The sequence below is a fragment of the Micromonospora sp. NPDC005686 genome (assembly GCF_042871665.1).
Lineage (GTDB): Bacteria > Actinomycetota > Actinomycetes > Mycobacteriales > Micromonosporaceae > Micromonospora.
The window spans coordinates 348,629-369,927 of record NZ_JBIAIY010000005.1 but is presented as its reverse complement, the minus strand read 5'-3'; the positions used below and the strand labels follow the sequence as shown (position 1 = coordinate 369,927).

Below are 21,299 nucleotides of genomic sequence, written 5' to 3'. Positions count from 1 at the left end.
CGGCCCGCCTCACAACCGGTCGGGGAGGACCAGCCGGTCACCGGCGAACGGCAGCAGCCAGCCGCCGCCCTTGGCGGTGGTGAAGTCGTCGTCCACGCGGCCGGTGAGCCGTTCCAGCGCGCCCGGGATCACCTTGCCCTGGCTGCACACCGCCGCCGTCCCGACAGCCTGGGCCAGCGCGGTCAGCCGCGCCGCGGCGGCCAGCGCGCACTCCTCGGCCTGCTGGCCCGGCACCGGCTCGTCGAAGTCGCCGCAGACCTCGATCGGCAGGTCCAGGCGGGCCGCCGCCGGGTCCAGCGTCTGCACGCAACGCCGGGCCGAGGCGGAGAACAGGTGCGCCGGGCGCACCAGCGTCACCAGCGGGACCAGTGCCCGCGCCTGCGCCCAACCCTGCTCGTCGAGGGGGCGGCCGTGGTCCGGGCCGGTCCAGGTGCCGCGCCTGCCGGCGTGCGCGTGGCGGACCAGCAGCACCGTCGCGGTGACCGGCGGCAGCGCCGCGAACGCCGCGATCACCTCGGCGTCGTGCGGGTAGTCGACCCGGCGTACCGCGTCGTCGACCGGGAACCAGGCCACGTCGTCGACCTCGGTGCCGGGCTGGAAACCGCCGGCGCCGACGGCCCGCATGGACCAGTAGTCGACCGCCTTGGCGCGGCCCTCGCTGCGGTAGCGGACGGTGGGCAGGCGTACCTGCGGAACGGCGCGGACGTCGCTCTCCTCGGCCACCTCGCGGACGGCGGCCACGAGCGGGTGCTCGCCGCGATCCAGCTTGCCCTTCGGCAGCGACCAGTCGCCGTACCGGGGGCGGTGCACCAGGCACACCTCGACGCCGGCCGGACCCGGGCGCCACACCACGCCGCCGGCGGCCCGGATCCGTACCGGTTCGTCGTCGCTCACCCGCTCACCGTATGTCCGCCCGCCACGCGCCACGGTCCGCTCAGTCCGCCCTTCCGCCGACCCGGCGCAGCAACAGATCCTGAAGGTGGGTGAGCGCCGTGTCGCCGTCCCCGGCGCGGCGGTGCCAGGTGCCGTCCGCGGCCAGCTCGAACGCGTCCACGCCGGGATCGAACGCGGCGGTGAGTACGTGGTCCAGCTCGGCCCGGGCCACCGGGTCGCTCACCTGCACCAGCGCCTCCACCCGGCGGTCCAGGTTGCGGTGCATCAGGTCGGCCGAGCCCATCCAGAACTCGGCGTCGCCCTTGTTGCCGAACCGGAAGATCCGGGAGTGTTCCAGGAACCGGCCGAGGATCGAACGGACCCGGATGTTCTCCGACAGCCCCGGCACGCCCGGCCGCAGCGTGCACATGCCCCGGATCAGCAGGTCCACGTGCACGCCGGCCCGCGACGCGCGGTAGAGCGCGTCGGTGATCTCCTCGTCCACCAGGGAGTTCACCTTGAACTGCACCAGCCCGGGCATGCCCAGCCGGACGTGTCCGATCTCCCGGTCGATGCGCTCGATCAGGCCGCTGCGGATGCCCTGCGGCGCCACCAGCAGCCGCCGGAACGCGGTCTGCCGGCTGTAGCCGGTGAGCACGTTGAACAGGTCGGTCAGGTCGGCGCCGATCTCCGGGTCGGCGGTGAGCATGCCGAAGTCCTCGTAGAGCCGGGCCGTCTTCGGGTGGTAGTTGCCGGTGCCGATGTGGCAGTAGCGGCGGATCTGGTTGCCCTCCTGGCGTACCACCAGCGCGGTCTTGCAGTGCGTCTTGAGCCCCACCAGGCCGTACACCACGTGGCAGCCGGCCCGTTCCAGCGTGCGCGCCCAGCCGATGTTCGCCACCTCGTCGAAGCGCGCCTTCAGCTCGACCAGCACCACCACCTGCTTGCCGGCGGCGGCCGCGTCGACCAGCGCGTCCACGATCGGGGAGTCGCCGCTGGTGCGGTAGAGCGTCTGCTTGATGGCGAGCACGTTCGGGTCGGCCGCCGCCTGCTCGACGAAGCGCTGCACGCTCGTGGCGAACGAGTGGTACGGGTGGTGCACCAGCACGTCGCCGTCGCGCAGCGTGGCGAAGACGCTGCGCGGCACCTCACCCTCGGCCAGCCGCGGGTGGGTGGCCGGCACGAACGGCGGGTCCTTCAGGTCGGGCCGGTCGGCCTCGCCGTAGACCTGCCAGAGCGCGGACAGGTCGAGCAGGCCGCGCACGCGCAGCACGTCGTGGCCGTCCATGTCCAGCTCGCGGACCAGCAGCTCAAGCATGCGGTCGGAGACGGAGGCGGCGACCTCCAGGCGTACCGGCGGGCCGAACCGGCGCCGGGCCAGTTCCCGCTCCAGCGCCTGGAGCAGGTCCTCGTCGCGGTCCTCGTCCACCTCCACCTCGGCGTTGCGGGTCACCCGGAACAGGTGGCACTCGACCACCTGCATGCCGGAGAACAGCTGGCCGAGGTGCACCGAGATGAGGTCCTCCACCGGCAGGAACCGCACGCCCGGCTGGTCGCGGTGCACCCGGACGAACCGGGGCACGTTGTTCGGCACCTTGACCCGGGCGAACAGCTCCGAGCCGCCGTCCGGGTCGCGTACCGACACGGCCAGGTTCAGCGACCGGCCGGAGATGTACGGGAACGGGTGCGCCGGGTCGACCGCCAGCGGGGTGAGCACCGGAAAGATGTGTTCCCGGAACCACGTGCGCAGCCGTTCCCGCTCGGCGTCGTCCAGGTCGCTCCAGCGCAGTATGCGAATGTCCTCGGCGGCGAGCTTCGGCAGCACGTCGTCGACCAGGCAGGCGGCGTGCCGGGCGACCAGGCCGGCGGCCTTCTCGGTGATGAGTTCGAGCTGGGTGCGCAGCGGCAGCCGGTCACCGCCGCGTACCGGCAGGCCGGCGGAGAGCCGCCGCTTCAGCCCGGCCACCCGGACCATGTAGAACTCGTCCAGGTTGCTGGCGAAGATTGCCAGGAACTTCGCCCGTTCCAGCAGCGGGGTACGCGGATCCTCGGCGAGCGCCAGCACCCGGGCGTTGAAGTCGAGCCAGGACAGCTCCCGGTTGAGGAAGCGGTCCTCCGGCAGCGGCGGCGCGGCCCGCGGGCCGGCGTCCGCAGCGGTCTCGTCGGCCGGGCCGGGACCCTCCACCGGGTCGAGCGGCTCGTCCAGCCCGGTCGCGCCGGCCGCGTCCGGATCGGCGCCGAGGCGCTCCTCCGGGGGCCGGGTCGGGCGGAACCGCCCGTCCTGGCCGCGGGTGGGGCTGCCGTTGCGGGGCGTGCCGGGGTCGAGGATCGGCGGCGGGCTGTCGGGGTGCTCGCGAGGGGTGCTCACCACCTCATGATTCCCCGAAGAGGGTGAACGGAAAATGAACTCGGGCCAGGTTGTTCACGCCATCGTCGGCAGGGTGACCCGGACCACCTCGCCGTCGGCGTCCCGCTCGATCCGGACGCGCTGCCCCAAACGGAGCAACCGCAGCCCGGAGGCGTCGAACGCGCGGGCCGGGAACGCCAGTTCGGTGCCGTCGTCGAGCAGCAGCACGCCGCTGCGGGTCGACGCGTCGTAGGTCGCCACCGTGCCCTGCATGCCAGCACCGTACCGGACCGCTCCGGCGACCCGGTCCAGCAGCGCGGCGGTGTGCGGCCCCACGCCCAGCCCGGCGGCGTCGGCCAGGTCGGCCGGGGTGTCCACGTCCCGGCGCAGGCTGGGCCAGTCGCCGGCCAGCGGCAGCGCCCCGCTCGCCGCGTGCGCGGCGGCCGAGCCCGGCCCGAAGCAGGGCGCCAGCGCCGCCCCGGTGGGCGCGGCCAGCAGCACCGTGCCTGCGCCCGGGGCGTCCGCCACGAATCCGCGTACCCCGTGAGTGGCCCGCAGCGCGGCGGCCAGCTCGGCCGGTCGCAGCGCCGGCAGGTCGGCGGTCAGGCCGGCCACGGCGGCGCGCGGCCCGGCCGCTGCCGCGCCGTGCCGGAACGCCGCGTTCAGCCCGCCGCCGGGGTCGCCGACGACGCGGGCGCCGGCCGCGCCGGCCGCCGCGCTCACCCGCGGGTCGTCGGTGACCACGAGCACCCCGGCGACCGCCGGGCACGCCCGCACCGCGCGCAGCGTGTCGGCCGCCAGGGCCAGCGCCAGCTCCTCATGGGGTACGCCGGGCAGCGCGCCCCGCAGCCGGCTCTTCGCCGCCGGAAGGCGCTTCACCGGCGTCACCACGGTCCAGCGGGCCTCAGACACGCCGACCATCCTGCCAGCGGAGAGCGCCGGTACCCGCACTGGCCGCAGCGGGGGCGAACAGGCATGATTCTGTCCCGGGGCGCGTGGCGGATCGAGGAGGCACAGTGGCACGGCGGAGGCTGGGGTTCTGGCGACGGCTCGCCGTGGTGCTGGTGAAGCCGCTGATGACGGTCTGGACCCGGCGCGCCTGGCGGGGCATGGAACACCTGCGCCACGACGGCGGCGTGATCCTCGTGCCCAACCACATCTCGCACGCCGACCCGCTCGTGGTCGCGCACTTCGTCTACGACGCCGGGCGCTGGCCGCGCTTCCTCGGCAAGGCGAGCGTGTTCCGGGTGCCGGTGGTCGGCTGGATCCTGCACCGGTGCCAGCAGATCCCGGTCGAGCGCGACACCGTCGAGGCGGTCAAGTCGCTGGACAAGCTGGTCGCCGCGCTGGCCGAGGGGGGCGCGGTGGTGATCTACCCGGAGGGCACCACCACCCGCGAGCCGGACCTGTGGCCGATGAAGGGCAAGACCGGCGCGGCCCGGCTGGCGCTGGCCACCGGCGCCCCGGTGGTCCCGATCGCCATGGTGGGCCCGGAACGGATGTTCGACCCGCGTACGGCCCGGTTCGGGCTGCGCCCGCGTACCCCGGTGACGGTGATCGCCGGGCCGCCGGTGGACCTGAGCCCCTGGGCAGGCGCCACGCCGACCCGGCCGATCCTGGAGGAGATGACGGACACCATCATGCTGCGCATCCGGGATCTGGTCGCGGAGATCCGCGGCGGCACGCCACCGCCGCTGTGGCAGCGGCCCGCCCGCACCGGCATCCGGGAGGTCACCGAATGAGCGGGCACGTCGCCGTGCTGGGCGCCGGTTCCTGGGGGACCGCGTTCGCCAAGATCCTCGCCGACGCCGGGCGGGACGTCACGGTCCTGGCCCGCCGGGCCGCCGTGGCCGAGGCGATCCGGACCGGGCGGCACAACCCGGAGTACCTGCCCGGCGTGCGGCTGCCCGAGCGGGTGACCGCGACCGGCGACGCCGCCGAGGCGATCGAGGGCGCCGAGGTGGTGGTGCTGTCGGTGCCGTCGCAGACGCTGCGCGGCAACCTCGGCGACTGGACGCCGTACCTGGCGCCGGACGCCACGCTGGTTTCGCTGATGAAGGGCATCGAGCTGGGCACCACCAAGCGGATGAGCCAGGTGATCATGGAGACCGCCGGGGTGCCCGCCGACCGGGTGGTGGTCGTCTCCGGGCCCAACCTGGCCCCGGAGATCGCCGCCGAGCAGCCGGCCGCCACAGTGGTCGCGGGCACCGACAGCCGGCGGACCGCGCTGGTGCAGGCGTCCATCCGCACCCCGTACCTCCGCCCGTACACGAACGACGACGTGATCGGCTGCGAGCTGGGCGGCGCGGTGAAGAACGTGATCGCCCTGGCGTACGGCATCGCCACCGCGATGGGCTTCGGCGACAACACCCGGGCCATGCTGATGACCCGCGGCCTGGCCGAGACCGCCCGGCTGGGCGTGGCGCTCGGCGCCGACCCGATCACGTTCGCCGGGCTGGCCGGCATGGGTGACCTGGTCGCCTCCTGCTCGTCGCCGATGGCCCGCAACCGCACCTTCGGCGAGCACCTGGGGCGGGGGGAGACGCTGGAGCAGGCCCAGGCGGCCACCCGGCAGACCGCCGAGGGCGTCAAGAGCTGCCTGGCCATCCGTGACCTGGCCCGGGCGCACGGGGTGGAGATGCCGATCACCGAGCAGATCGAGCGGATCTGCCACGAGGGGATGGATCCGCGCCTGGCGGTGGACGCGCTGATGAGCCGTACCGCCAAGCCCGAGTCGTACGAGTGAGGGGAGCCGGGATGGGCAGCGAGCACTGGGGCGACGGCACGCGCAGCGTGCACGCCGGGCTGCCGGACGCCGTACCCGGGCAGCCGTTCCTGCCCGGCCCGGTCTTCGCCGCGCCGTACCACCTGGATCCGGAGCGCGGCCCGTCGGCGGCGACGGACGAGTACGGGCGGCCGGACAACCCCACCCGGCGGCTGCTGGAGACCGCTGTCGGCGAGCTGGAGGGCGGCGACTGCCGGGTCTTCGCCAGCGGGCAGGCCGCCATCACCGGGCTGCTGCTGGCCCTGCTGCGCCCCGGCGACACGGTCCTGCTGCCCGCCGACGGCTACTACGCGGTGCGCTCGTTCGCCTCCGACGCGCTGGAGCGGCTCGGCGTGCGCGTGGTGCTCGTGCCGACCGCCGGGCCGTACCCGTCGTTCGAGGGTGTGCGGCTGGTGCTGCTGGAGACCCCGGCGAACCCCGGCCTGGACGTCGTCGACGTGCGGGCGGTGGCCGGGGCCGCGCACGCCGCCGGTGCGCTGGTGGCGGTGGACAACACCACCGCCACGCCGCTCGGGCAGCGCCCGCTGGATCTCGGCGCGGACGTGGTGGTCGCCTCCGGCACCAAGGCGCTGACCGGCCACTCGGACCTGCTGCTGGGCTACCTGGTCACCCGGGACGCCGGGCTGCGGGACTCGGCGACCACCTGGCGCACCACCACCGGCGGGGTGCCGGGCGCGTTCGACTGCTGGCTGGCCCACCGCTCGTTGGCCACGCTCGACCTGCGGCTGGCCCGGCAGACCGCGAACGCGGGGGCGCTGGCCGATCTGCTCGCGGCCCGGCCGGACGTCACCGGCGTGCGGTGGCCCGGCCGGCCGGACGACCCGGCGTACCCGGTCGCGTCGGCCCAGATGCGGCGCGTGCCGGGCGTGCTCTCGTTCGACCTGGGCGACGAGGGCCGGGTGGCCCGGTTCCTCGGCGCCTCCCGGCTGGTGGCCGCCGCGACCTCGTTCGGCGGGCTGCACACGACGGCCGACCGGCGGGCCCAGTGGGGCGATGCCACCACACCGGGTTTCGTGCGGTTCTCCTGCGGCGTCGAGGACACCGCCGACCTGCTCGCCGACGTGGCCGCCGCGCTCGACGCGGCGGGCTGACGGCGCGACTGCCGCTGGGCTATGGTGACGGGCAGCCACGGCCCGTGCGGCCCCGACCCGAGGAGGTGAGTCCGATTCCCAAGCAGAGGACCGGCGCTCCCTCCGAGTCCGCGTCGCCTCGGAGCTGAGGCGACGCCGGGGGCGCCGACGAGCGCTTCCCGAAAGGCTTGCCATGGCATCCACGGTATTCACTCCCGATCGTCCGGCCCTCGTCCGGCGGTTACGCGCCGCCGGTTGCGTCTTCGCCGAGGACGAGGCGGACCTGCTGATCGCCGCCGCCGACTCGGCGCCGGCGCTGACCCGGCTGGTCGACCGTCGCGTCGCCGGCCTGCCGCTGGAGCACCTGCTCGGCTGGGCCGAGTTCTGCGGCCGGCGGATCGCCGTACACCCCGGGGTCTTCGTGCCGCGCCGTCGTAGCGCGTTGCTGGTCGACACGGCGGCGGCGCTGGCCGGGCCGGCGCCGGCGGTGCTCGACCTGTGCTGCGGCTCCGGCGCCGCCGCGGTGGTGCTGCACGAGCGGCTCGCGCCGCGCTGGCTGGCCGCCGCCGACATCGATCCGGTGGCCGTGGCCTGCGCCCGGCGCAACCTCGAACCACTCGGCGTCCCGGTCTACCAGGGCGACCTGTACGACGCGCTGCCGGCCGGCCGGCGTGGCCGGCTGGACCTGGTGGTGGCGAACGCGCCGTACGTGCCGACCGCCGCAGTGGCCTCGCTGCCGGCCGAGGCACGCCTGTACGAGGCGCCGGTGGCCCTGGACGGCGGCGCGGACGGCCTGGCCGTGTTGCGCCGGGTCGCCTCCGGCGCGGCCGAGTGGCTCGCCCCGGGCGGGCACGTCGTGGTCGAGGCGAGCGCCGCACAGGCCCCGTCGCTGTGCGCCGTGTTCACCGCCGCCGGGCTGGACCCGGAAGTGGTACGCGACGAGGAGTGGGACGCCACGGCGGTCACCGCCCGCCGTCCCGGCTGACCGCTACGGGAGTCCGCGCGGGGGCGTGACGGGTGGCCAGGACGGGAACTAGCCTCGGATCAGGCGCGGCGGGAGGCGGTGGCGGTGGACAGCGCAGGTGTGCCGGTGGTGGTGGGGCTGGACAACGGGGGCACGAGCGACAACGCCACGGTGCTGACCGTCGACGGCCGGTTCCTGGTGGACGGGCTGCTGGAGATCCCGAGCGACGTCGGCGCCGGCCCGGAGGCGGCGGTGGAGGCGCTGGCGCGGGCGTTCGACGGCGTGCTGGCGCACACCGGCGTGCCGCGTGACCTGGTCCGCGCGGTCGGGCTGGACACGCCCGGCCCGGCCAGCGCCACCGGCGTCATCTCCTCCCGCGGCTCGACGAACTTCTCCCAGCCCGCCTGGCGCGGCTTCGACGTGCGCAGCGCGCTGGAGCGGCGGCTGGGCCTGCCGGTGGTGTACGCGAACGACGGCAACGCCGCCGCGCTCTACGCCCATCACGTGCACTTCGGCGCCGCGGCGATGGCCCGGTCGTCGGTGTCGGCGATCGTCGGCACCGGACTCGGCGGCGGCGTGGTGGAGTCCGGCCGGGTGGTCGGCGGCGCGGCCGGCATGGCCGGCGAGTTCGGGCACGTGCACATCCCGCTGGACGGCCTGGTCGAGCCGGACCAGGCGGCGCCGGTCTGCGCCTGCGGCTTCACCGGGGACGCGGAGAGCGTCGCCTCGCTCACCGCGATCCGGCGCAACCTGCTGCCGTACTGGCTGGCCCGGCACCCGGAGCACCCGCTCGCGGCGGAGGAGCCGGACCGGGCGGCGAAGCTGCTGCGCGGATACGGCGAGCGGGGCGACCCGCTGGCCCGCCTGGTGTTCACCCAGCAGGCGAAGGCGCTGGGCCGGCTGTTCACCATCGCGGCCAACTTCACCGATCCGCACGCGTACTTCGTCGGCGGGGGTGTGGTGGAGGCGGCGCCGGAGTTCCGGGACTGGTTCCTCGCCACCGTCGCCGAGCACACGGTGCTCCGGGAGGAGCAGCGGGCGGTTTCCACCTTCGCGCTGGTGCCGGACCGGGACATGGCCGGGGCGCGCGGGGTGGCCATCGCGGCGCTGGAAGCGGTACGCGGCACCCGCACCGCCGCCGCCCCTCTCGGCTGACGCGGACCGCTCAGGCGCCCGGCGGCGCGGCGGTGAACGCGGCCCAGGCGCGCGGCGCGAACACCAGCACCGGGCCGGCCGGATCCTTCGAGTCGCGGACCGCCACCGCGCCGGTCAGCGAGGCCACCTCCACGCAGGCGCCCTCGTCGCCGCTGTGGCTGCTCTTACGCCAGCCGGCCGGCGCCGGGGCGGCGCGGTTCGTGCCGTTCATCTGGTCACCTCTCGTTCCAGGCGGAGGAGCTGGTCCCGACTGGCCGCCGGGCTCAGCGCAACGGTCCGCAGGTGCTCCATGATCTTGACGCAGGTGCGCAGGTCACCCGGCCGGTCCAGGATCATCTGCCCGGCGACGGTCTCCACCGAGGCGATGATCGGATCCTCCGGGTCGGCGAACTCCAGGATGTGCAGTGATCCCCGGGTGCCCCGGTGGTAGCCGGCGGCCAGCGGGATCACCTGCACCGTCACGTTCGGCAGCTCGATCGTCTTCAGCAGGTGCTGGAGCTGGCCGGACATGACCGAGCGGTCACCGACCGGGCGCAGCAGCGCGGCCTCGTCGATGATGGCGTCGAGGATCGGCGGCTCGGCGCCGGAGAGCCGCTGCTGGCGATCCAGCCGGAGCCGGACCCGTTGCTCCACCTGCTCGTCGCTGAGCGTGTGCGGCCCGCCGCGCATCACCCCGCGGATGTAGTCGGCGGTCTGGAGCAGACCGGGCACCACCGACGGCTCGAAGTTCGCGATGCCGGTGGCTTCCGCCTCCAGCGCGATGAAGTCGATGGTGCGGCGGTCCAGCAGGTACGAGTAGGAGACCCACCAGCCCGGCTTGCGGGCGTCCTTTGCCAGTTCCACCGCCGCGGCGATGTCGGCCGGGTCGACGCCGTAGCTGGTCAGCAGCGCGCGCACGGTGGCGGGACTGACGAGCGTCTGGGCGTTCTCGTAGCGGGACAGCGTGCTCCGGGTGCTGTTGATCTCGTCAGCCGCGGCTTCCAGCGTGAGCCCGGCGGCTTCCCGGTGGGTTCGCAGGGCGATGCCGAGCCGTCGGGCCCGGGCGGTCTTCGGCGCCATGTATCGATGGTCGCACATCTTTTGGGAAAGCGGGCATGAGAGAAAGTCGATGAGAGTTGCATTCATGCTTGTAAACATGCCAATGTGTGACGGCGTCCTCACCGTCGGTTGTCGTGGCGACGGTGGCGGTGAGCGACCGGAGGGGACGGGGCGCGCGGTGGCCGGATCTCTTACTCCCCCACGATCCGGCCGCCGCGTGCCCCTGCTGGCCCCACGAGACGGGGGGGATCCGCGATGACCAGGTTCCTCGTGGTCCTCACCGACGTGCGTCCGAGTGCGTGGCGCGACGAACGGACCAGTCCCGAGCGCCGCCGTCAGGTGGTCGGCGCGAGCAGCCGGGAGGCGGCCGACCGGATCGCCGGCGCCTTCATGGCGCTGGGCATGGTGCGGGCCGGCCGGCAGCGGGTGAAGGTCATCGCGGTCGGCCGCAGGCCCCGGCACCCGGCCTGGTGAGCACCGTTCCGTTACTCCCCGTATATGTCACCTTGACCGTTTGCCACGCGACTCCGCCTCTCCCCGGGTAACGACCACCGCTTGCGGCAACGCACAGTAAGGTCAGTCGGGTGAGCGCCACCGGCGAGCACGGCCAGCCGCAGCCGCGAACGATGAGGTGACAATGACCACCCCAGGTAAGACCCGTGTGGCGATCGTCTTCGGCGGCCGCAGCCCCGAACACGGCATCTCCTGCGTCAGCGCGGGCAGCGTGCTGGCCGCGCTCGACCCGGACGAGTTCGAGGTGATCCCGGTCGGCATCACCCGGCAGGGCCAGTGGGTGCTCGCCAACGGCGACCCGAGCCGGCTCGCCATCGCCGACCGCAAACTGCCCGAGATCACCGCCGGCTCCGGCGCCGAACTGGTGCTGCGCGCCGACCCCGCCCTCGGCGGCCTGATGGTGCTCGACCCGGCCCAGGGGCCGGTGGCGCTCGCCGACGTGGACGTGGTCTTCCCGGTGCTGCACGGGGCGTACGGCGAGGACGGCACCATCCAGGGGATGCTGGAGATGGCCGACCTCCCCTACGTCGGCGCGAACGTGTTCGCCTCCGCCGCGGCCATGGACAAGGAGTTCACCAAGAAGCTCTGCGCCGCCGAGGGCATCCCGGTCGGCCCGTACGCGGTGCTGCGCGCCGGCATGTCGCTGAGCGAGGAGGACAAGGAGCGCCTGGGCCTGCCCGTCTTCGTCAAGCCGTCCCGGGCCGGCTCCTCGTTCGGCATCACCAAGGTCGACGACTGGGCCGACCTGGACGCCGCGCTCGTCACCGCCCGCGAGATCGACAGCAAGGTGCTCGTCGAAAGCGCGGTGGTGGGCCGCGAGATCGAGTGCGGCGTGCTGGAGGGCGAGGCGGGTGGCGCTCCCGAGGCGTCGGTGCTCGCCGAGGTACGGATGATCGGCGACCGCGACTGGTACGACTTCGAGGCCAAGTACATCTTCGCCGACGAGGTCTGCGAGTACGACGTGCCGGCCGACCTCCCCGAGCCGGTCGCCCGGCAGGTGCGCGACTACGCCACCCGGGCCTTCACCGCGCTGGACTGCTCCGGCCTGGCCCGCGTCGACTTCTTCGTCACCCCGCAGATGGACGTCTACCTCAACGAGATCAACACGATGCCGGGCTTCACCCCGACGTCGATGTTCCCGCGGATGTGGTCGGCCAGCGGGCTGGAGTACCCGAAGCTGGTGAACCGTCTGATCCGTACTGCCCTGCACCGCCGCGCCGGCCGCTGACCGGCCGGCCGGGCGTCAGGCGGAGCAGCCCGAGGGGGCCTGCTTCGCCGAGGGGACCGAGCTGACGATCGTGTCGGAGATCGAGGTCACCCACTGCAGCGGCGGCTCGTACGACTTCGGCACCCGGACCCGGATCGGGGTCTCCCGGTCGACGGTGGTCAGTACCGTGGCGTCGGCCTCCTCGGCCGCGTGCCAGCAGACCTTGTTGACCGTCCACACCTCGTCGGTGGGCGGGAACTGCGCCGGACTGCCGCCGCAGGCCACCGTCAGCGCCGGGTCGCCGTACGCGGCGTTCTGCTCCGGGCCCGCGGTGACCGGACGCTGCGGCAGGTCACGCACGCGGTCCGGAAGCTGCGACATCAGGGCCCGGCAGAGCACGGTCGGGCGCTCGGCCAGCGCCGGGGCGGGCATCTCGACCGGCGCGCTGGACTGCGCCCGGGGACTCGCCGACGCGCTCGGCTCGGCCTCCGGCGACTCCGGGGCGAGCTTGGCGAACGTGAACGCGGCCACCGCCACGGTCACCGGCACCGCGACGAGCGTGGCCCAGAGCGCGGCACGGCGGGTGCCGCCGTCCCGGCGGGGAGAGGAGGTGTCCTTCTCGTCCACTTACAGCCGCACCACCGAACACGTGAGGGTGCGGGTGATGCCGGGCACCATCTGCACCTTGCTGACGATGAGTTTGCCGAGCTCGTCGACGGTGTTCGCCTCGGTGAGCACGACCACGTCGTACGGCCCGGTGACGGCGTCGACCCGTACCACGCCGGCCAGATCCGCGATCAGACCGGCCACGTCACGCGCCCGGCCGACCTCGGTCTGGATGAGGATGTACGCCTGTACCACGACTCGACCTCCGTCCGTCGCCTCCGGGCGACCTGAAGGGTGAAACTACCGTACTGAGCGGCCGTGATCCCTATCGGTTGCCGGTCGGACGCGGTGAGCGAGCACACGCCGGTACGGGTGGGGGTGGGACGTGCGGAACGACGCAGCGGAGCGAGGGAACGGAATGACTGTCACTGATGTCGGCGAGTTCGGCCTGATCGGCCGGGTGACCGCCCGGCTGGCGCAGGGACGGAACTGCCTGCTCGGCCCCGGCGACGACGGCGCGGTGGTGGCCGCGCCGGACCGGCGGGTGGTCGCCTCGACCGACGTGCTGGTGGAGGGGCGGCACTTCCGCCGGGACTGGTCGTCGGCACGGGACGTGGGCCACCGGGCGGCGGCGGCGAACCTCGCCGACATCGCCGCCATGGGCGCCACCCCGACCGCCCTGCTGGTCGCGCTCTGCATGCCGGCCGAGCTGGACCCGGCCTGGGCCGAGGAACTGGCCGACGGGCTGGGCGCGGAGGCGGCGCTCGTCGGCGCGAGCGTGGTCGGCGGGGACATGTCCGGCAGCCCGACGCTCACCGTCGCGGTGACAGCGCTCGGCGACCTGGCCGGCCGCGCCCCGGTGGTCCGCTCCGGCGCCCGGCCGGGGGACGTGGTGGCGCTTGCCGGGCGCACCGGCTGGTCGGCGGCGGGCTACACCGTGCTCTCCCGGGGCTTCCGCACGCCCCGGCTGCTGGTCGAGGCGTTCCGCCGCCCCGAGGTGCCGTACGCCGCCGGACCGGCTGCCGCAGCGGCAGGGGCCACCTCCATGATCGACGTGTCGGACGGGTTGCTGGCCGACCTCGGGCACGTGGCGACCGCCAGCGGCGTGGCGATCGACCTGAACCGCGACGCGTTCGAGGTGCCCCGGCAGATGCGCGACGCGGCGCAGGCGCTCGGCGTCGACCCGTACACCTGGGTCCTCGCCGGCGGCGAGGACCACGCGCTGGCGGCGACGTTCCCCGGGGACGCCGCGCTGCCCGACGGATGGCAGCCGGTCGGGCGGGTGGCCGACGGTGCCGGGGTCACCGTCGACGGCGCCGCCTACAGCGGCCCGCGCGGCTGGGACCACTTCAGGCGAGCGGAGTAGCGGGTCCGGAGTGATCTGCGTCCGACCCCGGGCCGCCCGGCCGGGGTCGGGCCGGCGGCGGTCGTAACCTGGCACGGTGAGCGAGATCGAGATCCGGGAGCGGCGCTTCGACGCGCCCGAGTCGCAGGCGCTGATCCGGGCGGCGCTGGCCGACCTCGGCGCCCGGTACGGCGGCAGCGGCGACGAGACCCCCGTCGACGCGGCCGAGTTCACCCCGCCGGACGGCACGTTTCTCGTCGCCTACCTGGACGGGCGGCCGGTGGGCTGCGGGGGCTGGCGCAGCCACGGCGACGGCGACGACACGGCCGAGCTGAAGCGCATGTACACCGACCCGGCGGCCCGGGGCCGGGGCGTGGCCCGCGCGGTGCTCGCCGCGGTCGAGCGATCCGCCCGCGACCACGGCCGCAAGCGGATCGTGCTGGAGTGCGGCGACAAGCAGCCCGAGGCGATCGCCATGTACACCTCGGCCGGTTACGAGCGGATCCCGAACTTCGGCTTCTACAAGGACGCCCCGGGCTGCCTGTCGTACGGCCGCACCCTCTAGCCCACCGAGATGCGGATCTCGCTCGCGGCGCGGCGTACGGCATCCGCGGCCTCGTCCGGTGTCGCGCCCCAGGCCATCAGGTGCCCGCTGCGGTGCGCCGAGGAGAGCAGCTCCGGCACGATCTGACCGACCTTCGTCTCCACCTGCACGTCGAGCACGCCCGGCACGCGCAGCGCGTCGCGCCTGCCGTCCACGGCGGTGACCCGGCCGGGCGGCGCGATCAGGAACTCGATCGCCGCCGCGCCGCTGGCCCGCGCCGGCAGCGCCGGCCGTTCGCCGCGCAGCACCCGCAGGTACGCCTCGATGACGTCCCGCTCGTAGGCGATCGAGATGAGCGCGGTGATCATGTCGCCGGGCATCCGGGCCGCGCACTCCACGAGCGTCGGCACGCCGTCGACCAGGATCCACTCGCTGTGCAGCATGCCGCTGCGGAAGCCGGCCGCCTCGGCGAGGCGTACCGCGGCGGACCGCAGCGCGTCGTGCGCGGCGGCGGGCAGCGCGGACGGCACCGTGTGGCCGGTCTCGACCGGGTAGCGGCCACCGGCGATCCGCTTGTCGGTCACGTTGGCGAAGATCACCTCGCCGTCGGCCACCAGCAGCTCGACGCTGTGCTCGGAGCCGACCAGCAGCTCCTCCACCAGCACACCGGTGGGCAGGCCGCGCTCGGTGGCCTCGGCCGGGTCGGGCGGGGCGGCGCTGGCCGCCCAGTGGGCCGGCACCTCGGCTGGCTCGGTGATCAGTTGCACGCCCAGGCTGCCCGAGCGGCGGGTGGGCTTGAGCACGCACCGGCCGCCGTGCGCCTCGGCGAACTCCACCGCCCGCGCCGGGTCGTCGACCAGCTCGTACGCCGGGTTGGCCAGCCCGATCCGGTCGGCGAGCAGCCGCATCCGGTGCTTGTCGGAGAAGACGTCGGCGGCCTCCACCCCGGCGCCCGGCAGGCCGAGCCGCTCGGCGAGCCGGGCGGTGGCGCCGACCGCGTACTCCAGGCCGGGCAGGACCAGCCGGGCGTCGGCGAGGCCGGGCTCGCGGGCGAGCAGGGCGTCCGCGTCGAAGCCGGTCTGGTACTCGGCCACGACGAGGCGCCCGATCATCGGCAGCCGGTCGGCGAACCGGGCCAGGTCGCGGCGGGCGGCCACGTCCGGCTCCTCGATGAGCACCACGCTGCCGGGCGGCAGCTCCTGGTCGAACCAGCTCAGCGAGCCGAACGACGCGCCCACCACCACCAGTTGCTCGCGACCCAGATCGAGGTCCACCGGTCACACCTCCCCACGGCTCGCGCCGGAACCGGACGGCCGGCGCAGCAGCACCCTAACCGGCTGGTTCCAGCAGGTCACCGGGCGGTCGGTCAGGGGTGCCAGGGCGGCTCGGCCGATACCGAGCCGGTGGGTGCGGCGGGTTGCCGGACACACGACAGAAGCCGGCGGACCCCCGAAGGGATCCGCCGGCGACCGACGATGTTTCCGGTGGCGCTACCGCGTCAGGCGCGGGTGACCTTGCCGGCCTTGATGCACGAGGTGCAGACCTGCAACTTCTTGGTGGTGCCACCACCGGCCGGGGTACGCACCGACTGGATGTTCGGGTTCCAGCGGCGGTTGGTCCGCCGGTGCGAGTGGGACACGTTGTGGCCGAAGCCCGGCCCCTTGCCACAGACGTCGCACACGCTAGCCACGGGATACTCCTGGGATTGAAACGTTCATGAGGTCGCCGCCAGGCGCTGCCCGGGCAACCTGGTCAGGTTACCCGATGACAGTCGGTACGCCCAACCGGCCCTTTCGCGAGCCCACCCAGCGTACCGGCGTCCCGGCCGGGCCGTCCGCCGGGGCGGACACGCGGCGGACGACCCCGGCGCGTGTCGGTGCGCGCCAGTAGGCTTCCCGACGTGCTGGAGACCCTCGACGCCGCAGCGGTACGCCGCTGGTGCGCGAGCGGGCTGGCCGCCCTCCGCACCCACCAGGGCGAGATCGACGACCTGAACGTCTACCCGGTGCCCGACGGCGACACCGGCACCAACCTGGTGCTCACGCTCACCTCGGCCCAGCAGGCCCTGGCCATGAACCTCGGCACGCTCCCCGACGACGGGCACACCCCGCACGGGCACGCGCTGCGGCTGATGGCCCGGGGCGCGCTGCTCGGGGCACGCGGCAACTCCGGCGTGATCCTCTCGCAGATCCTGCGTGGCCTCGCCGACACACTCGCCGCCGTGCCCGCGGTGCGCGGGCGGCAGCTCGCGGACGCCCTGTCCGACGCCACCGCCGCCGCCTACGCCGCAGTCGCCCGGCCGGTCGAGGGCACGCTGCTGAGCGTGGTCTCCGCCGCGGCGCACGCGGCCCGCCGGGCGGACAGCGACGACCTGCGCGCCGTGGCCGGTGCCGCCGCCGAGGCGGCGGCGCACGCGCTGGCGCGTACCCCCGAGCAGTTGCCGGAGCTGGCCCGCGCGGGCGTGGTCGACGCCGGCGGGCGGGGCCTGTGCCTGCTGCTGGACGCGCTGGTCGAGGTGATCACGGGGGAGAGCCCGGCGCAGCCGGCGCCCGCGCCGCCCGTCCGCCGCGCGCCGGCCACCGCGGTGCGGGAGAGCGGCTCCGACGCGTACGCCTACGAGGTGCAGTACCTGCTCGACGCGGACGACGAGGCGGTGGCCCGGCTGCGCGCCGAGCTGGACGCGCTCGGCGACTCCCTGGCGATCGTCGGCGACGGCGCCGGCACCTGGAACGTGCATGTGCACGTCAACGACATCGGGGCGGCGGTCGAGGCGGGCGTGGTCGCCGGCCGCCCGCACCGGATCGGCGTGACCCGCTTCGCCGACCGGGCCGCCCCGGCGCCCGGACCCCAGGCGCCGCTGCCCGAGGGACGGGCCGCTGTGGTGGTGGCCACCGGCGCGGGCATCGCGGAGCTGTTCGCGGCCGAGGGCGCCGTGGTGGTGCCCGCCAACCCGTCCACCGGCGAGCTGCTCGACGCGATCCGGGCCACCGGCGCCGCCCGGGTGGTGGTGCTGCCGAACGACCCGAACACCCAGTCGGTGGCGAGCGCGGCGGCCAGGGAGGCGCACGGCCTGGGCGTGAAGGTGAGCGTGGTGCCGACCCGCTCGCCGGTGCAGGCGCTCGCGGCGCTGGCCGTACGCGATCCGAAGCGGCGGTTCGAGGACGACGTGATCGCGATGGCCGAGGCGGCCGGCGCCTGCCGGTACGCCGAGGTCTGCCACGCCGCCCGGGAGGCGCTCACCGTCGCCGGACCGGCCCGCCCGGGCGACGTGCTGGCCCTGGTCGAGGGCGAGGTGCACCTGATCGGGCAGGATCTGGTCGACACCTGCACCGCCGTGGTCGACCGGATGCTCGGTGGCGGCGGCGAGCTGGTCACGCTGCTCTGCGGCGCCGATGCGCCGGCCGGGCTGGCCGACCGGGTCCGCGCGCACGTCGAGAGGGCGTGGCCGTTCGTCGAGGTGCAGGCGTACGAGGGCGGTCAGCCGCACTATCCGCTCCTGGTGGGGGTCGAATGACGGGTGAAGCGGCCACTGTCGACACGCCGCTGAAGAAGCTGGTCGGCGAGCGCACGGCGAAGGCGCTGGCCGGGCATCTCGACCTGCACACCGCGGGCGACCTGATCTACCACTTCCCGCGCCGGTACGACGAGCGCGGCGAGCACACCGACATCCGCTCGCTCGACGTGGGGGAGCAGGTCACGGTGCTCGCCCAGGTGCAGCGCACCGCCGTGCGCCCGATGCGCCAGCGGCGCGGCAACCTGCTGGAGGTGACCGTCGGCGACGGCTCCGGCGGCCTGCTCACCTGCACGTTCTTCGGCAACCAGGCGTGGCGGGAGCGGGAGCTGCGACCCGGCCGGTGGGGCCTGTTCGCCGGCAAGGTGACCGAGTTCCGGGGCAAGCGGCAGCTCAACGGCCCGGAGTACGTCCTGCTCGGCGAGGGCGGCGAGGGAGAGGCGGCGGCGAACGAGGAGGTCGAGGAGTTCGCCGGGGCGCTGATCCCGGTCTACCCGGCCGCGGCGGCGGTGCCGACCTGGGTGATCGCCCGCTGCGTCCGCGTCGTGCTCGACACGTTCACCCCGCCGGAGGACCCGTTGCCGGCCACCGTGCGGGCCACCCGCAACCTGGCCGACATCGGCACCGCGCTGCGTGAGATCCACCGCCCGACCAGCAAGGAGGCGCTCTACCGGGCCCGCCGCCGGCTGAAGTGGGACGAGGCGTTCGCCGTGCAGCTCACGCTGGTGCAGCGCAAGCACCGGGCGGCGGCGTCGCCGGGACGGGCCCGGCCGGCGAAGGCGGGCGGCCTGCTGGACGCGTTCGACGGCCGGCTGCCGTACGAGCTGACCTCCGGCCAGCAGGTCGTCGGGCGGGAGATCGCCGCCGACCTGGCCCGGGCGCACCCGATGCACCGGCTGCTGCAGGGCGAGGTGGGCTCCGGCAAGACCGTGGTGGCGCTGCGCGCCATGCTCCAGGTGGTCGACGCCGGCGGGCAGGCCGCGCTGCTGGCCCCGACCGAGGTGCTCGCCGCCCAGCACCACCGGGGCATCCTCGACCTGCTCGGGCCGCTCGGCCGGGCCGGTGAGCTGGGTGCCGCCGACGACGCCACGAGGGTGGAGCTGATCACCGGCTCGCTCGGCGCGGCGGCCCGGCGCCGGGCGCTGGCCGAGGTGGCCGAGGGCCGCGCCGGCATCGTGCTCGGCACGCACGTCCTGCTGTACGAGGGCGTCGACTTCCACGACCTCGGCCTGGTGGTCGTGGACGAGCAGCACCGCTTCGGCGTGGAGCAACGCGACGCGCTGCGCGCGAAGGCCGAGCAGCCGCCGCACGTCCTGGTGATGACCGCCACCCCGATCCCGCGCACTGTCGCCATGACCGTCTACGGCGACCTGGAGACCTCCACGCTGTCCCAGCTTCCGCAGGGCCGCTCGCCGATCGCCTCGCACGTGGTCCCGGCCGCCGAGAAGCCGGCGTTCCTCGATCGGGCCTGGCGCCGGCTGCGCGAGGAGGTCGCGAAGGGCCACCAGGCGTACGTGGTGTGCCCCCGGATCGGCGAGGGTCCGGTGTCGGACGAGGAGGCGCCGCGGGAGGACGACAACGGCCGGCGCCCGCCGCTGGCGGTGACCGAGGTGGCCCCGCTGCTGGCCGAGGGGCCGCTGCACGGGCTGCGGATCGGGGTGCTGCACGGGCGGTTGCCGGCCGACGAGAAGGACGCGGTGATGCGCGCGTACGCCGACGGCGAGCTGGACGTGCTGGTCGCGACCACTGTGGTCGAGGTCGGCGTGAACGTGCCGAACGCGACGGTGATGATCGTGCTGGACGCCGACCGGTTCGGCGTCTCCCAGCTCCATCAGTTGCGCGGCCGGGTCGGCCGGGGCTCGGCCGCCGGTCTGTGCCTGCTGGTCACCGAGGCGGTGGAGGGATCCTCCGCGCGGGAGCGGCTGGACGCGGTCGCCTCCACCACCGACGGCTTCAAGCTCGCCGAGCTCGACCTGGAACAGCGCCGGGAGGGCGACGTGCTGGGCGCGACCCAGTCCGGCCGCCGCTCGCACCTGCGGCTGCTGTCGCTGCTGCGGGACGCCGAGCTGATCCGCGACGCGCGGGCCGAGGCGATCGAGCTGGTCGAGGAGGACCCGGATCTGTCCCGGCATCCGGCGCTGGCGGCGTCGGTCGCCGCGCTCGTCGACGAGGAACGCGCCGAATACCTGGAGAAGGGCTGACGCACGAGGGCGGCGGCCGGCGTGCCCGGTGAACGCGCTGGTGCGGGTCCGCGGGACTGCGGCACCCGCGTCGCGTGCCTAGGCTCGCGCAGATGTCGACACCATTCCTCGAACGCGGTGTGCTGCTGCTGGCCCGGGGCGACGAACTCCTTGTGGACCGGGTCGTCGGGGCGGCCGACGAGACGTCCGGCCGACCGTGCACCCCGGCCACGCGGTTCCAGATCGCCTCGATCAGCAAGCAGATGGCGGCCGTGGCGGTGCTGCTGCTCGCCGAGCGCGGCGCGCTGCGCCTGACCGACCCCGTCACCCGGTGGCTGCCCGGCACGCCGCCGCCGGAGTGGTCCGGCATCACGCTGCACCATCTGCTCACCCACACCTCCGGCCTGGGCCACTGGGAGGAGTACCCGGCTGTCGACCTGCACGGGCCGGCCGAGCCGGACGAGCTGCTCGGCCGGTTCGCCGCGCTGCCGCCGCTGTTCCCGCCCGGGACGGGGTGGCACTACAGCAGCCCTGGCTACGTGCTGCTGGCCCGGACCGTGGAACGGGTGGCCGGGCGGCCGTACGCCGGGTTCCTGGCCGAGGAGGTCTTCGCGCCGCTGGGCATGACGGGCAGCTTCGCCGGTGCGGGCGACGACCGGCCGGACGTGGCGGTCGGGCACGAGGACGGCCGTCCGGTGCCGTCCTGGGACCTGGCGACGGTGAGCATGGGCGCGGGTGACGTCTGGTGCACCGCTGCGGACCTGCTGACCTGGCTCGACGTACCGCGCCGGGGCCGGCTGCTCACCCCGGCCTCGGTGGCGGCGCTGACCACCCCGCACGCGCCGACCGGCCGGCCCGGGGAGGCGTACGGCTACGGGTTCTTCGTCGGCCCGCTGGCCTGCCGGCGGGCGGTGCACCACTCGGGGGACAACGGCGGCTACAAGGCGTTCGCCGCCTGGCTGCCCGACTCGGACGAGCGGCTCGTCCTGCTGGCCAACCAGGCCGAGGTGAACCCGGCCGCTGTCACGTCGGTGCTCGACACCGTCTGAGCCGTCGGTGGCACGCAAATGGCGAGGGCGGGCCCCCCCGGGGGGGGGGGCGGCCCCCGGGGGGGGGGGGGGGGGGGGCGGGTCCCGGGGCGGCGGGGCCCCCCCCACAACA

At 74.8% G+C, this 21,299-nt stretch carries 21 protein-coding genes and 1 pseudogene; 12 read left to right on the top strand and 10 right to left on the bottom strand.

What is annotated here, in order from left to right:
- Window positions 1-9: 9 nt before the first annotated feature.
- From ACFYON_RS14955 to cofC, 4 genes and pseudogenes are all read right to left on the bottom strand, one after another.
- Window positions 10-927 (bottom strand): NUDIX hydrolase, encoded by a 918-nt coding sequence (locus tag ACFYON_RS14955; RefSeq protein WP_354865873.1) that lies wholly within the window; start codon window positions 925-927, stop codon window positions 10-12.
- A gap of 7 nt (window positions 928-934) precedes the next feature.
- Window positions 935-3,241 carry an RNA degradosome polyphosphate kinase gene (locus ACFYON_RS14950; RefSeq protein ID WP_354865871.1) on the bottom strand — a complete coding sequence of 769 codons (2,307 nt, stop codon included), beginning with the start codon at window positions 3,239-3,241 and terminating at the stop codon, window positions 935-937.
- A 54-nt stretch (window positions 3,242-3,295) separates the two neighbouring features.
- Window positions 3,296-3,493 carry a cold-shock protein gene (locus tag ACFYON_RS14945; protein ID WP_043330566.1) on the bottom strand — a complete coding sequence of 66 codons (198 nt, stop codon included), beginning with the start codon at window positions 3,491-3,493 and terminating at the stop codon, window positions 3,296-3,298.
- 24 nt (window positions 3,494-3,517) lie between these two features.
- A pseudogene (gene cofC, locus ACFYON_RS14940) lies at window positions 3,518-4,141 on the bottom strand (2-phospho-L-lactate guanylyltransferase); the annotation flags it as partial.
- 95 nt (window positions 4,142-4,236) lie between these two features.
- Between cofC and ACFYON_RS14935 the strand changes: the two are divergent.
- The 5 genes from ACFYON_RS14935 to ACFYON_RS14915 all read left to right on the top strand — a co-directional run bounded on the left by ACFYON_RS14935 (window position 4,237) and on the right by ACFYON_RS14915 (window position 9,194).
- A complete protein-coding gene (locus tag ACFYON_RS14935) occupies window positions 4,237-4,962 on the top strand; it encodes a lysophospholipid acyltransferase family protein (protein WP_354865869.1) in 726 nt (241 codons plus the stop codon).
- Complete coding sequence (locus ACFYON_RS14930) at window positions 4,959-5,966, top strand: NAD(P)H-dependent glycerol-3-phosphate dehydrogenase (RefSeq protein WP_354865867.1); 1,008 nt, start codon at window positions 4,959-4,961, stop codon at window positions 5,964-5,966. The genes ACFYON_RS14935 and ACFYON_RS14930 overlap by 4 nt, the downstream gene beginning before the upstream one ends.
- Before the next feature lie 11 nt (window positions 5,967-5,977).
- Window positions 5,978-7,096 carry a cystathionine gamma-lyase gene (locus ACFYON_RS14925; protein WP_354865865.1) on the top strand — a complete coding sequence of 373 codons (1,119 nt, stop codon included), beginning with the start codon at window positions 5,978-5,980 and terminating at the stop codon, window positions 7,094-7,096.
- Between the two features lie 172 nt (window positions 7,097-7,268).
- On the top strand, window positions 7,269-8,060 hold the full coding sequence (locus ACFYON_RS14920) for a putative protein N(5)-glutamine methyltransferase (RefSeq protein WP_354865863.1): 792 nt from the start codon (window positions 7,269-7,271) through the stop codon (window positions 8,058-8,060).
- A gap of 84 nt (window positions 8,061-8,144) precedes the next feature.
- Window positions 8,145-9,194 carry an ROK family protein gene (locus ACFYON_RS14915; protein WP_355093690.1) on the top strand — a complete coding sequence of 350 codons (1,050 nt, stop codon included), beginning with the start codon at window positions 8,145-8,147 and terminating at the stop codon, window positions 9,192-9,194.
- Window positions 9,195-9,204: 10 nt separating this feature from the next.
- Here ACFYON_RS14915 and ACFYON_RS14910 read toward each other — a convergent pair whose 3' ends face one another.
- Both ACFYON_RS14910 and ACFYON_RS14905 read right to left on the bottom strand, forming a co-directional pair.
- Complete coding sequence (locus ACFYON_RS14910; RefSeq protein ID WP_354865859.1) at window positions 9,205-9,405, bottom strand: DUF397 domain-containing protein; 201 nt, start codon at window positions 9,403-9,405, stop codon at window positions 9,205-9,207.
- The gene (locus tag ACFYON_RS14905; RefSeq protein WP_354865857.1) at window positions 9,402-10,253 is read right to left on the bottom strand and encodes a helix-turn-helix transcriptional regulator; all 852 of its coding nucleotides are present in this window, start codon (window positions 10,251-10,253) and stop codon (window positions 9,402-9,404) included. Before ACFYON_RS14905 ends, ACFYON_RS14910 begins: the two co-directional genes overlap by 4 nt.
- A gap of 234 nt (window positions 10,254-10,487) precedes the next feature.
- On the opposite strand from ACFYON_RS14905, the gene ACFYON_RS14900 reads away from it, so the two are divergent.
- Window positions 10,488-10,706: a hypothetical protein gene (locus tag ACFYON_RS14900; RefSeq protein ID WP_354865855.1), complete on the top strand. Its 219-nt coding sequence runs from the start codon at window positions 10,488-10,490 to the stop codon at window positions 10,704-10,706.
- 163 nt (window positions 10,707-10,869) lie between these two features.
- On the top strand, window positions 10,870-11,973 hold the full coding sequence (locus ACFYON_RS14895; protein ID WP_354865853.1) for a D-alanine--D-alanine ligase family protein: 1,104 nt from the start codon (window positions 10,870-10,872) through the stop codon (window positions 11,971-11,973).
- A gap of 15 nt (window positions 11,974-11,988) precedes the next feature.
- On the opposite strand, the gene ACFYON_RS14890 is transcribed toward ACFYON_RS14895, so the two are convergent.
- Both ACFYON_RS14890 and ACFYON_RS14885 read right to left on the bottom strand, forming a co-directional pair.
- Complete coding sequence (locus tag ACFYON_RS14890; RefSeq protein WP_354865851.1) at window positions 11,989-12,579, bottom strand: DUF3515 domain-containing protein; 591 nt, start codon at window positions 12,577-12,579, stop codon at window positions 11,989-11,991.
- The gene (locus ACFYON_RS14885; RefSeq protein ID WP_013284547.1) at window positions 12,580-12,813 is read right to left on the bottom strand and encodes an Lrp/AsnC ligand binding domain-containing protein; all 234 of its coding nucleotides are present in this window, start codon (window positions 12,811-12,813) and stop codon (window positions 12,580-12,582) included.
- 163 nt (window positions 12,814-12,976) lie between these two features.
- Between ACFYON_RS14885 and ACFYON_RS14880 the strand changes: the two genes are divergently transcribed.
- Window positions 12,977-13,924, top strand: a complete 948-nt coding sequence (locus ACFYON_RS14880) for a thiamine-phosphate kinase (protein WP_354865850.1) — start codon at window positions 12,977-12,979, stop codon at window positions 13,922-13,924.
- Window positions 13,925-14,000: 76 nt separating this feature from the next.
- A complete protein-coding gene (locus ACFYON_RS14875; protein WP_354865848.1) occupies window positions 14,001-14,468 on the top strand; it encodes a GNAT family N-acetyltransferase in 468 nt (155 codons plus the stop codon).
- Here the strand turns inward: ACFYON_RS14875 and ACFYON_RS14870 are convergent.
- Complete coding sequence (locus ACFYON_RS14870) at window positions 14,465-15,721, bottom strand: ATP-grasp domain-containing protein (protein WP_354865846.1); 1,257 nt, start codon at window positions 15,719-15,721, stop codon at window positions 14,465-14,467. The genes ACFYON_RS14875 and ACFYON_RS14870 overlap by 4 nt on opposite strands.
- A gap of 224 nt (window positions 15,722-15,945) precedes the next feature.
- Window positions 15,946-16,137, bottom strand: a complete 192-nt coding sequence (rpmB, locus tag ACFYON_RS14865; RefSeq protein ID WP_013284551.1) for a 50S ribosomal protein L28 — start codon at window positions 16,135-16,137, stop codon at window positions 15,946-15,948.
- A 210-nt stretch (window positions 16,138-16,347) separates the two neighbouring features.
- On the opposite strand from rpmB, the gene ACFYON_RS14860 reads away from it, so the two are divergent.
- From ACFYON_RS14860 to ACFYON_RS14850, 3 genes are all read left to right on the top strand, one after another.
- Complete coding sequence (locus tag ACFYON_RS14860; protein WP_354865844.1) at window positions 16,348-17,961, top strand: DAK2 domain-containing protein; 1,614 nt, start codon at window positions 16,348-16,350, stop codon at window positions 17,959-17,961.
- Entirely contained in the window at window positions 17,958-20,159 is a 2,202-nt protein-coding gene (gene recG, locus ACFYON_RS14855) for an ATP-dependent DNA helicase RecG (RefSeq protein WP_354865842.1), read from the top strand. Before ACFYON_RS14860 ends, recG begins: the two co-directional genes overlap by 4 nt.
- Window positions 20,160-20,251: 92 nt before the next feature.
- Window positions 20,252-21,187, top strand: coding sequence for a serine hydrolase domain-containing protein (locus ACFYON_RS14850; protein WP_355015011.1), 936 nt, complete (start codon window positions 20,252-20,254; stop codon window positions 21,185-21,187).
- The last annotated feature ends 112 nt before the right edge of the window (window positions 21,188-21,299 follow it).

What these genes read in the sequence shown, in the direction of transcription:
- ACFYON_RS14850 (WP_355015011.1), top strand. Translation starts at nt 20,252, where the DNA reads ATGTCGACACCATTCCTCGAACGCGGTGTGCTGCTGCTGGCCCGGGGC.
- ACFYON_RS14945 (WP_043330566.1), bottom strand. Translation starts at nt 3,493, where the DNA reads ATGCAGGGCACGGTGGCGACCTACGACGCGTCGACCCGCAGCGGCGTG.
- ACFYON_RS14910 (WP_354865859.1), bottom strand. Translation starts at nt 9,405, where the DNA reads ATGAACGGCACGAACCGCGCCGCCCCGGCGCCGGCCGGCTGGCGTAAG.
- recG (WP_354865842.1), top strand. Translation starts at nt 17,958, where the DNA reads ATGACGGGTGAAGCGGCCACTGTCGACACGCCGCTGAAGAAGCTGGTC.
- ACFYON_RS14925 (WP_354865865.1), top strand. Translation starts at nt 5,978, where the DNA reads ATGGGCAGCGAGCACTGGGGCGACGGCACGCGCAGCGTGCACGCCGGG.
- ACFYON_RS14895 (WP_354865853.1), top strand. Translation starts at nt 10,870, where the DNA reads ATGACCACCCCAGGTAAGACCCGTGTGGCGATCGTCTTCGGCGGCCGC.
- ACFYON_RS14880 (WP_354865850.1), top strand. Translation starts at nt 12,977, where the DNA reads ATGACTGTCACTGATGTCGGCGAGTTCGGCCTGATCGGCCGGGTGACC.
- ACFYON_RS14930 (WP_354865867.1), top strand. Translation starts at nt 4,959, where the DNA reads ATGAGCGGGCACGTCGCCGTGCTGGGCGCCGGTTCCTGGGGGACCGCG.
- ACFYON_RS14900 (WP_354865855.1), top strand. Translation starts at nt 10,488, where the DNA reads ATGACCAGGTTCCTCGTGGTCCTCACCGACGTGCGTCCGAGTGCGTGG.
- ACFYON_RS14905 (WP_354865857.1), bottom strand. Translation starts at nt 10,253, where the DNA reads ATGGCGCCGAAGACCGCCCGGGCCCGACGGCTCGGCATCGCCCTGCGA.
- ACFYON_RS14920 (WP_354865863.1), top strand. Translation starts at nt 7,269, where the DNA reads ATGGCATCCACGGTATTCACTCCCGATCGTCCGGCCCTCGTCCGGCGG.